General features: G+C 30.7%; 10 protein-coding genes. 2 read left to right on the forward strand and 8 right to left on the reverse strand.

All coding sequences use genetic code 11. From position 1 onward, the window contains the following. Positions 1-3: 3 nt before the first annotated feature. Entirely contained in the window at positions 4-750 is a 747-nt protein-coding gene (locus O5O44_RS12135; protein WP_289194582.1) for a CDP-alcohol phosphatidyltransferase family protein, read from the reverse strand. Positions 751-866: 116 nt separating this feature from the next. Here O5O44_RS12135 and O5O44_RS12140 point away from each other — a divergent pair, with 116 nt between their 5' ends. Then, positions 867-1,937 (forward strand): putative type IX sorting system protein PorV2, encoded by a 1,071-nt coding sequence (locus O5O44_RS12140; RefSeq protein ID WP_491524961.1) that lies wholly within the window; start codon positions 867-869, stop codon positions 1,935-1,937. Beyond that, a complete protein-coding gene (locus tag O5O44_RS12145; protein ID WP_289194583.1) occupies positions 1,937-3,106 on the forward strand; it encodes a lipoprotein N-acyltransferase Lnb domain-containing protein in 1,170 nt (389 codons plus the stop codon). Before O5O44_RS12140 ends, O5O44_RS12145 begins: the two co-directional genes overlap by 1 nt. Before the next feature lie 18 nt (positions 3,107-3,124). Here O5O44_RS12145 and O5O44_RS12150 read toward each other — a convergent pair whose 3' ends face one another. Genes O5O44_RS12150 through O5O44_RS12180 form a run of 7 tightly spaced genes read right to left on the reverse strand, consistent with a single transcriptional unit; the run spans position 3,125 to position 11,134 of the window. Beyond that, positions 3,125-4,516, reverse strand: coding sequence for a sugar transferase (locus O5O44_RS12150; protein WP_289194584.1), 1,392 nt, complete (start codon positions 4,514-4,516; stop codon positions 3,125-3,127). Positions 4,517-4,576: 60 nt separating this feature from the next. After that, entirely contained in the window at positions 4,577-5,590 is a 1,014-nt protein-coding gene (locus O5O44_RS12155; protein ID WP_289194585.1) for a glycosyltransferase family 4 protein, read from the reverse strand. Continuing rightward, complete coding sequence (locus O5O44_RS12160; RefSeq protein ID WP_289194586.1) at positions 5,587-6,933, reverse strand: O-antigen ligase family protein; 1,347 nt, start codon at positions 6,931-6,933, stop codon at positions 5,587-5,589. The genes O5O44_RS12155 and O5O44_RS12160 overlap by 4 nt, the downstream gene beginning before the upstream one ends. A gap of 29 nt (positions 6,934-6,962) precedes the next feature. Further along, on the reverse strand, positions 6,963-8,036 hold the full coding sequence (locus tag O5O44_RS12165; RefSeq protein WP_289194587.1) for a glycosyltransferase: 1,074 nt from the start codon (positions 8,034-8,036) through the stop codon (positions 6,963-6,965). Further along, entirely contained in the window at positions 8,036-9,154 is a 1,119-nt protein-coding gene (locus O5O44_RS12170; protein ID WP_289194588.1) for a glycosyltransferase family 4 protein, read from the reverse strand. The genes O5O44_RS12165 and O5O44_RS12170 overlap by 1 nt, the downstream gene beginning before the upstream one ends. A 34-nt stretch (positions 9,155-9,188) precedes the next feature. Continuing rightward, positions 9,189-10,139 carry a hypothetical protein gene (locus O5O44_RS12175; protein WP_289194589.1) on the reverse strand — a complete coding sequence of 317 codons (951 nt, stop codon included), beginning with the start codon at positions 10,137-10,139 and terminating at the stop codon, positions 9,189-9,191. Beyond that, a complete protein-coding gene (locus O5O44_RS12180) occupies positions 10,139-11,134 on the reverse strand; it encodes a glycosyltransferase family 2 protein (protein WP_289194590.1) in 996 nt (331 codons plus the stop codon). The genes O5O44_RS12175 and O5O44_RS12180 overlap by 1 nt, the downstream gene beginning before the upstream one ends.

Here is an 11,134-nt window from a genome sequence, read left to right on the forward strand (position 1 = left end):
ATTTTATTTTGTAGTTAAATTGTCTAGAACAGACATTATGATGTATAATAATATAATTAAAGGAATTGCCGCGAACTTTAAAACAATAAGTAATACAACACAAAGTAGTATAAAAATATAACGTATGGAGTTATCCTTGAAACTATAATTTTTAAATTTTAAAGCGAATAATTTTATGCTTGAATTTAACAGATAACAACTTACAAGCGTCAAAATAACTAAAAACCATGGGTTGAGTATTATTGAGTTAATAGCATTATTATTCTGAAATTCTAAAATTAAAGGCAACGAAATAATTAGTAAAGTATTCGCTGGTGTTGGTAAGCCTTTAAAATAAGTTTGTTGGTCTTCATCTAAATTAAATTTTGCAAGTCTGTAGGCTGAAGCTAAAGTAATTAATAAGCCCAAAAGCGGTAATAATGGTTGATTCAAATGGAAATCTAAGTTGTTAGAGACCCAAGTACCTTCGGTTACAATTTCATTTTCAAGCGTTAATGACAACAACTTAAACATGACTATTCCTGGAACCAATCCGCTAGTCACCATATCTGCCAACGAATCCAATTGCAATCCTAACTCACTTTGAACATTTAATTTTCTGGCTGCAAAACCATCAAAAAAGTCGAAAAATATACCTAAAAAAACAAATAATGCTGCCGTAACAAAGTTGTTATTTACCGCTAAAATTACTGCTATACTACCACAAAATAAATTTAATAATGTTAATGCATTGGGTATTTGTTTTTTCATATAATGTTATTTTTATGCTGTAAAAATAACAAACAATTTGAGTCTTAAGCAATATCTATTATAAATTGAAGTTTTAAAGAATGTAAATTATGTGCATCTTTGTAAAAAAATTGCGATTGAGACTTTACATCACTACGATACTTTGCGCCTTATCGATATCATTATTTGGACAAACCGTTAGAAAATATTCAAATGAGTTTATGAATATTGGCGTTGATGCAGCCGCTTTGGGTATGAGTAGTGCAGTAACTTCACATTCTTCCGATGTAAATTCAGGATATTGGAATCCTGCAGGGTTATTGAAACTAGAAGACAATCAACTTGCCTTAATGCATTCTAGTTATTTTGCGAACATTGCTAATTATGACTATGCCGCTTTTGCTATGCCTTTAGATGATAGAAGCGCCGTAGGCATCTCTTTAATACGTTTTGCTGTTGATGATATATTAAACACCACCCAGCTTATCGATGCAGAGGGTAATATAAATTACGATAGAATCAGCTTATTTTCTACTGCCGACTACGGGTTAACGTTTTCATTTGCACGAGAATTACCCGTGCAAGGCTTAAATTATGGTGTGAATGCAAAAGTTATAAGAAGAGTTATTGGCGATTTTGCTTCGTCTTGGGGTTTTGGATTGGATGTTGGTCTTCAATTTGAAACTCAAAACAATTGGAAGTTCGGCCTTATGGCGAGAGATATAACGACAACATTTAACGCATGGGCAATAGATGAAGAAGAATTTGCTACGATTAGTGATGCTGTTGAAGGCCAAAATCAAGAATTACCTGAAAGCACTGAAATTACTATTCCAAAATTACAAATTGGAATATCTAAGTTGGTAGATTTTAATTATGATTATACGCTATTAACCTCGGTAAATTTGAATGTACGTTTTGAAGAAAACAACGATATCTTCTCAACATCTTTTGCTAGTATAAACCCAGCTTTGGGCTTTGAATTTGGATATATTGATATGGTTTATCTAAGAGCCGGAATGGGTAATTTTCAAAATGAAACTCAGTTTGATAATAGTCAGGAACTTACTTTTCAACCAAGTTTCGGTTTAGGTTTTAAATATAACGGAATTCAAATAGATTACGCGTTTACTGATATTGGCGACCAAAGTGTTGCCCTTTATTCAAACGTGTTTTCACTAAAACTTGATTTTAGTATCTTTAGATAATGCAAAAAACATTCCTACTTTTATTTCTTTTTTTGTTTTTTAAACTTAGTTTCGCTCAACAGCATCAATTATCTGAAGCAGCTGAAATTAGTGTACTTACCGTTGGTCCAGGTACTTCTTTAAATGATGCCTTTGGCCACAGTGCATTTAGAATTAAAGATTTAAATCAAGGTATTGACCTAGTATATGGTTATGGCGAATATGATTTTGATGCACCAAATTTCTACTTAAAATTTGCTCAAGGGAAACTTAATTATTTAATAAGTAGAACTAACTTTAATAGATTTTATCAAGTTTATACTTATTATAATAGAAGCATAAAAGAGCAAGTTCTTAATTTATCATCTACTGAAAAACAAAAGCTTTATGATTATTTGGTAAATAACTATAAACCAGAAAATAGAGCTTATTTATATGAGTTCTTTTATGATAATTGCGCCACAAAAATTAAAGATGTGAGTAATATTGTGTTGAATAACGCGATAACTTTTAACAAGCCAAAAGATTTTAAAGAAGCCTCATTTAGAACCTTAATTCAAAACAATCTAAATCGAAATTCGTGGGGTAGCTTGGGTATAGACTTAGCTTTAGGTGCCGTAATCGATAGAAAAGCTTCGCCTGAAGACCACATGTTTTTACCTGAAAACATTTACAAATTTTTTAAAAATGCCACCATTAAAAACAAAGAGCCCTTAGTTAAAGAAAGTAAAACTTTATATGCTAAACGTGAAACAAAATTTACTAACTCGTTTTTTAGCAGTCCATTATTTATCTTTGGAATTATTGGCTTAATTATACTTTTCATTACCTATCAAGATCATAAAAATGAGCAGCGTACTAAATGGTTAGATATTTCTATATTCGCAGTCACAGGGTTAATAGGCATTGTTATTTTATTACTGTGGTTTGCAACAAATCATACTGGCACGCACCAAAACTATAATTTACTTTGGGCTTTTGCCTTAAACATACTTTTTATTGGTCAACTTTTAAAACCAATACCTAATCTATGGTTTATAAAATACATTAAGCTTTTAGTAATATTATTATGTCTGTTAGCACTACACTGGACAATTGGTGTTCAAGTATTTGCCATCGGATTAATTCCGTTTTTAATAGCACTTTTTGTTAGGTATATTTTCTTGGTGAAGCATTTTAATAAACTGTAATTGAATCTATTATGCTTATTACTGACCTCTAAAAAAGATGATGGTACTCAAGGTTTTAATCATGATGTTCATATCTAAGAAAAAGCCTCTATGTTTAATATAATATAAATCATATTGAAGCTTCAATAAACTATCATCAATAGAAGAAGCATATCTCGTTTTTACTTGAGCCCAACCCGTAAGTCCTGGTTTTACAATATGTCTTGTTTCATAAAATGGAAGCATTTTCGATAATTCTTTTACAAAAAACGGACGTTCAGGTCTTGGACCAATCAAACTCATTTCACCTTTTAAAATATTTAAAAATTGAGGCATTTCATCTAATCTTGAATGTCTCAAAAATTTACCAAAAGGGGTTACTCTAATATCTCCTTTCTTAGCCCAAGCCGCACCAGATTCTTCAGCATTTTTTATCATGGTACGGAACTTAATAATTTTAAATATTTTTCCGTTTTTACCAATTCTATCCTGTGTATAAAACAAAGGTCCACGGTTTCCTAAAACATTCCCTAACAATACAATTGGTAAAAAAACTAGGCCAGATAAAACTCCTAATAAAGAAATTAAAACATCAAAAAGTCTATGAAAAAACAGATACAGTTTATTTTGATTGTTTCTACTAAATGGAAAGTATTTATAAAAATCTTTTCCAACAAACTGCACAGGAATTCGTTGCGCTAAATCTTCATAAACTTGAGTGTATTCATTAATAGGAAAACCCTCTTCTAACAATTTAATGAGCGTATAATATATTTCAGAAGTAATGTTTTCTGAACTATAACTTGCCACAACAATTTCAGATAAATTTTCATTTTTAATAATCTCGCGAATTTGGCTAGCTCCAAATTCAGGAATGGCTTTATATTTTACTGAAGCCAATTTATCTTTTTCGCAGTTAACAAAACCAACTATCTTATAGTTAGGATCTGAACTTTTAAAAGCTTCAACAATAGTTTCAATATTCGAAGTTTCGCCAATTATAAGAACTTTTTTATAAAATCTAGGAGATACGATAAAGGTTATATAAGCTAATCGCCATAAAATTAAGGCAATGAGAATGGCAAAATAAAAAAACAGTATTTGGAGTCTATTATCTGGTAATACTGGAGTAAAGAAGGGCGTTAACAAGTAAAACAAAACCGTAGTAGAAACCGTAAATACAATAGCCGTAGAAATTTTTTCAATCCTACTTGATTTTTGTAAATCATACATTTCAAAAACAGTCCCAAATACAGATACGTATAAAATAAGTACAAAAACCCAGGTCCAATTTTCTTTTGTTAAAGTAAAATAATCAAATTCAAAACTATTACTAACTAAATAAAGTACAAAAAGGATAGAGAGTATATCAAAAATACGCAAGAGTATTTTTCTTTCAGAAATATTGAAATGAATACCGCTATCAAACATTATTTTGAGAATTATTTTGAGAGACTATAAAGATAGTAAGTAAAATCTATAAACATGGTATTAATTTAAGACTTTAATCCAATGGTTTTTAACAACGTTCCAGTCTAAATTTTCGGCACATCTTCTTGCTTCTTCTGCAATCTTATTACCATAATTTTTCGAACTTATTAATTTCTTTATCGCGTCAACAAATGCGCTTTCCATATTTGGCTCAACGAGAATTCCGTTTTCATTATGTTTAACAAAAAAAGGTATACCTCCTACATTGGTCGAAACTACCGGTAATCCAAGTGCCCATGATTCTATAATACTAACCGGCATGTTATCAACATGTGTTGTATTGATAAAAATATTATAATTTTCAGAAAGATCAATCCATTCTTTTTTATCAAGTTTACCTGTAAAAATCACTTCTACTTGTAATTCATTTGCGTAATTTTTAGCTTTTTGTAAACTTCCGTCACTATCCGGACCAACCATACAGAGTTTAGCATTTATACTTTCATCTTTTAAAGCTTTTAAAACTTTTATTCCTAGAAACGGATTGTAAATTTCAGAAAATGAACGCACCCAAAGTAAATTAGCCTCATCGAACTCGCGCTTCTTAAATTTATAATTTCCTAATTCTATTGAATTAGGAATACAAATAAGATTTTTATAACCGAACGCCTCAAATTTAGATTTAATATATTTTGAAGGCGATACGTTTTTATACGCATGATTAAAAATGGCTTTTGAGAGTTTTGGTGATTGCTGCAAGCGATTTGGTAGTTTACCTCCATGAAGGATTGGAATATATTTTAAATGAAGTAATCTGCACATTTGACTAACAAAATAGGCGTAGTAAAAATTTAACGTACTATAAGTGTCAATAAGTACATAATCGGCACGATTGCTATACTTAAAACAAACCCATAACATATGTAATAATCTTAGAACAATATTTTTTTTACTTGAAGCATAGTATATTTTATACCCACTTTCTTCTAACAACCGGCCTAAAATGTCAATCGATGACATATTAGCATGCTTACTAACCCCAGATTTGTTTCCTATATAAATTAAAGTCTTCAAGGTGCAACAGGCATTAGATGCTTCTTTTTAAGTGCTACATTAGCCTTTTTAGTTCTTTTAGATGTAAACTGGATATCAAGCAAACAGAGTCCGTAGATAAACGCAGGTGCCGCAATACGCATAGAAGAATGATTTATCGTTAAAAACCAAAAAAAGTAACAAGAAAAGAAGAAAATATTAGATTTATTTCTAATTCGAAAAAGCAAAGGCGAGATTAATAATATTAGAAAAGCCACCATGCCAAATAAACCATGTTCAGATAAAATTCTACTCATTTCATTATGTGAAGCCGCATCAATACCTTCGTTTATTTGTCTGAGTTCTTTTATTTTACCTACTCCCACTCCCAAAACTGGATTTTTTAAAAATTCGTCTATTTCAAAGGAAACCAAATCTGCCCTTCCTGTTGAAATATCTGATTTCTCTCTACCTAATGCATCCTTATTAGCATAGCGCATATCTATTAAACCACTTGTTTGAAAAGAAGTATATAACCAAATTAATAAACCCATGCTCACAAAAAGTAAAACGGTTCTACTAATTCTAAATTTTGCTTTTTGATTAACTTTCCTGAAATAATAGAAAACAAAAACAGTTATCATAATAATAGCAGTTATTACGCCTCCTCTACTAAATGTGACAATAGCTCTGTAACTTATTGCAGCAAGAAGCAAACCATTAAGTATTTTTAGGAATAATGAAGGTGATAACATGAAAAACCTAACACTTAATACAAACATTCCAATCCCCAAAACTGTAGAAACTTGGTTAGGACCAAACCCGCCAGAAGCTGCAAAATTTGATCCAGTGCCACTTATTATATCTCTTATACTTGGCGTAAAAACGAACAAATAGATGGTTGTGGTAATTAAAGGCAATAACATAGCTAACAACACTCTATGAATATTTTGGTAAGAAATTTTACGTTTATAACAAAAAATTGCTACCACTCCCAAACATACCGGACCGCTTAAATTAAAGGCTATTGCCGTTCGAATTGTAGTTTGCTCTGTCATATTAAAACCAGCCACTAGAATTCCTGGGATTAATAGAAAAATATATACAATAAACGGAATAGGTTGTTTGAGTCTAGTCGTTAAAATACCCATCAAACAGAAAAGAATTACGAGATATTTAGACAGTTCGTAGAGAAAGTTCCCTCCAGTCATTCGTAAAAATACTTCGGCACCAACCACGTAACTACAAGCTATTAATACATGTAATGTTTTTTGAGAAGGCTTGCTATATAATATTTTATTTGAAAAATATAGAACTATGCCTAGTATATAAACTTTAGAAAGTACCTCTAAACTATATACAGCTAACCCAATAAGGATATGCAAAACAATTAGTTTTATGTAGTTACTGTTTTTCAAATGATTTGATTATAAATTTCTATCATAGTTTTTATCTGAAATTTCTCTGAAAAATTTTCTTGAATATGCTTGTTATACTTTTTAGCATGTGTCTTTCTATTTTCCTCATTTTCGATATAAAACATTATGGCATGAGCTAACGCATTTGTATCAAGAGCATTTACCACCATTCCATTTTTATCATGTTTTATAACACTTTCACACTCTCCTACTCTAGTGGCAATTACTGTTAAATTAGCCAAACCGTATTCTAACAAAGCTATAGGTAATCCTTCCGATTTTGAAGACAATACACCAATATCGCATTGTTCTAAAATATGAAATACATCAGGTTTGCTACCTAATAAGTATACAGATTCTTTCAAATCTAGTTCATCTATTTTATACTTTACATCTTCAGAATAAGCATCCTGAAAATCTTTACCTACTAAATGCAAAGTCCAATCAGGATAATGTTCAACTACTATTTTAAAAGCATCTAATAGCGTCATCTGATCTTTTTGCGGTCTTAAATTCGCTAAACATATTATTCGCTTTCCTGAAACACCACTTAAATTTGTAATTCCCGATTGCCTATCTATTGTTGCGAAATTAGGTAAATAAGTTACCTTTTTCGCTTTTAAATTTTCTCTTGCCCAAGTTTCTAGAGCCTTATTCACACTAAAAATATGTGAAAAATATTTAGCAAAAAACTTTAAAACTCCATACTTTCTATTTTCTAAAAACTCGCTGTTTCCATAATGATCGTGCCAAACAATATTTACATTCTTATTTAAAAACTTAATAAGTGTGGCTACAAAAAACGAACTCGAATGAGCATGAATTATATTAATATTGTTAGCTTTAACATAAGCGTTTAGTGCGCTTATTGCCTTATAATCAATAGTTTTTTGCTTGTTTAAAAATAAATACCCTACTTCATTTAATAAACTTTCTTTTAACAGCCCTTCTTTTCTAGTAGTACATAAAAAAGACTTTTCTATTTCATGGGATAGTGCATTGGCTAAATTTACTGCCACACGCTCTGCTCCACCTGTTTCTAAAGAGTCTATTAATTGTAATACTCTCATTATGCTTTTAACAATTTTATTAATTCATTTTCAAAAACATCCAAAGTATAACTTTGAGACCATTTAGATGCTTCAACAGAGATTAATTTTAAACGTTCAGTATTATTTAGAAATCCTTGAATCGTTTCAACAGCGTTATCAATATCTGGATCAACAATTATACCTCTGCTACCATAACCTAACATATTTGGAATACATGAAACCGAAGTAGCAATTGGAACAACCCCAAAAAACATGCCTTCGGCTATGGCTTTAGGCCAACCCTCAGATTTTGAAAGTAATATTAAAAAATCTGCCTCTTTTAATGCGGCTTTAACAACTTCTTTTTCTTGATTCCCTTTTAATTTAATAAACGAATTTAAATTGTTTTTGGAAATATAATTTTGCAAATTAGATTTCAGCACACCATCTCCAAATAAATCTAACATAACATCAAAACCTTTATTCTTCAATTTAGTTACAATTTGAATGGCTAATAGAGGACGTTTTCCTTCAACTAAACTTCCAACATAAACAAATTTCAAAGCACCTGTGTAACTTCTTAATGTTGGTACTTGTCGATCAGCATCTCTATAAGTTGCTGTGAAAAAGGATTTTACATTTTTTGTCTGGTTTTTCCAATCGCCATAAACTAGAGCAGTCATATTTCTTGTTAGAAATGTATTTGAAAGCATCCACTTTTGAAACTTATAGCTTAAAGGTTGAGTAGCATTTGGATCCCAATTACCTGCGTATTTAGCAGTTTTCATTTTTTTTGGAAAAAAAACCTGAACCAAGCACCCAATTAATCCAATATTTCCCGGACACCTTAAATGAATATGATCGGTTTTTCTACAAGCACTAAAAATTACAATAAAAATTCTAGGTATTTTAATAATTGATTTTAGTGCGTGTTTAAATCCTGTAAATTGAATTGAAGGAATGGCATTAAAGCTTAAATTTTGATGCTTATATTCTAAATCAATGGCACTTATCTGTTCCATACCTAAAGGAGCCACAACAGTTACTTCATCGACATGATTAAACCAAATATTCATCTCACGAACATAAGGGGCATATGCCGAAATGCGATTTCCAATTAGCTTATGCTCTACATGTGATATGATTAAGAATTTCATTGGGTGATTTAAGTTATTTAAAATAACATAGGCTTTATTCAAACATTGTTTTTAAAATGTATTTAGCTTGAGCTTGAGGGGTGCAATGCCTGCTAAAATATTGCTTCCCATTTTCCGCAACTCTTTTATGAATATCAGGATTATTTATAACTTTATCAAACACGATTTTAAATTCACCTGTTAGTTCTATGAAATAAATATTGTTTTCATGAGTAAAATCAACAGGAAGTTCTATTTTAAATGGAAACGATAATACAAACAAACTTTGATTTAAGTATTCTGCCAATCGCCAACTTACAGCTCCATAAACAGCGGCATTATTTAACGCAACTTTTGATTTTGTACTTAATTTAGAAAAGACTTTTGGTGGATATTTTTTATCATTTAATACATCATCAAAATCAAAATTATTCCCATCTGATCTTGGAATAAAGCCACCTTCAAACTTTAATCGTGGGTCTTGTTTACAATATCTAATAAATTCAGCACGTATTTGATTCGTTTCTGGCTCTTTTTTCCAAATACTTGCAGTGAAAAATATAAAATCTTCTTTCTCAGTTTTTAAATTATAATTTTTATATCTGGGTCTCCTTTTTAATATATATAATTCTCTTGCAAGAGTTCTTGGTTTTAAATATTTAAGTAACCCTACATTAAAAAGTCTTAAATAAAGCGGCAAAATATTTATGGGATAATGTGGAAATAATGGTTTTACCTTTTCTTGCTTAAAAGCTTCGTTATCTATAAGCTTGTTTGTTACAAAATACGAATCCACTTGGTTGTATAAATCCTGATCGAAATACACAGGGTCATCATTATTAATAACGCCAACTTTATCGTTTATTTTAAATATAATAACTGGCTTATTATTATACTTTACAAACGAATTATCCATTTGAAATTTCACCCTAAACTCTTTATTGAAACCGTATAAATAGTAAGATGAGTAAAAGTTAGGTATGTTCAGTATATAAACAGTTTGCATCAATTAGTCTTTGGTTTGTTAAATATAAGTGAAATCCAACCAACAACACGACCAATACCTTCGGTTAATGCTTGTTTCTTTTGTTTGCTAGTTATGGCGTTACTTAAACGAATTACCGTTAATAAAAATACCGTGGCATGCCATTTTAATTTCGCTTTTAATGAAGGTTTTAGATATTTAACCCGCCAAACGTACCAGCCATTTCTTACAACCATTTTGCCATAATTGTATTGATTTGGACGACCAGAAGCATGATGATGATGTGCAAGTTGCGCATTCGTATTCACATATAAATTGCCAAGTTTTGCGATTCTAAGCGAAAAGTCAGCATCTTCGTAAAGTCCGTAACCTTCAAAATAAGTTGAAAATTTCAATTTAGAGAATACCTCTTTTTTATACGATGATACGCCTCCCATTATTAATTCTACTGGATAGATTTTACCAGAGGGCGGCAAAAAACCAACAGATCTACCATGAGCAAAAGTTGGTAAATATCCTGGAGGAACATCGGGTGCTAATTTGAATTTTCGTCTTAATTTAAATCTTGAAGGTTCTGTACGTTCCCATCCATCAAAATAAAATTTATCTGAACTTGTTCTATTTTCTGCGGTTTTTTTCCAGTCAACCTCGTTAGTAATATAACCCCCAATAGCCAAAGCATCTGGCTTTTTCTTATAAGTATCAATTAAGTGCTCAAAATAAGTTGGTGTTAAAACTATATCGTCATCTAAAAAACAAATAATTTCTGAATCTTTTGAAACCAAGTGAACACCAAAATTTCGTTGTTTGGTTAAACCTCTGTCTTTATCTTCTACTCTAAAATATTTTAAATTATCAAAATGATTAATTTGAAGTACATTTTGAGTTTCATAATTAGTTGAGCCATCAATAATAAGAATTTCATTTGGATATAGGGTTTGTACTTTGACCGAATTAAGTAATTCGAGCAACGGCTTTTCGCGCATGTAAGTACAAACAATTAAAGTGAAATTCAT

Origin of the sequence: Algibacter luteus, from assembly GCF_030344935.1 — a bacterium.
Lineage (GTDB): Bacteria > Bacteroidota > Bacteroidia > Flavobacteriales > Flavobacteriaceae > Arenitalea > Arenitalea lutea.